Source organism: Paraburkholderia sp. SIMBA_027 (assembly GCF_046535315.1).
Lineage (GTDB): Bacteria > Pseudomonadota > Gammaproteobacteria > Burkholderiales > Burkholderiaceae > Paraburkholderia > Paraburkholderia tropica.
On record NZ_JAWRWY010001194.1, the window covers coordinates 1 to 251 of the forward strand.

Here is a 251-nt window from a genome sequence, read left to right on the forward strand (position 1 = left end):
GTCTCGCCACGCCGACATCCATCATGGTCGGCACCGGCCGGGCGGCGGAACTTGGCGTGCTGTTCCGCAAGGGACAGGCGCTGCAGGAATTGCGTTCGGCGCAGATCGTCGTGGTCGACAAGACCGGCACTGTCACCAAGGGTCGCCCGGAACTGACCGATCTGGTGGTTGCGGAAGGCTTCGCCGATAACGAGGTGCTGACGCTGGTCGCCGCCGTCGAGGGCCGCTCGGAACATCCGATTGCCGAAGCC

The 251-nt window shown here is 66.1% G+C and carries 1 pseudogene; it reads left to right on the forward strand.

Features of this window, described 5'->3' with window-relative positions:
* Positions 1-251 (forward strand): annotated as a pseudogene (locus SB764_RS42925) (heavy metal translocating P-type ATPase); the annotation flags it as partial.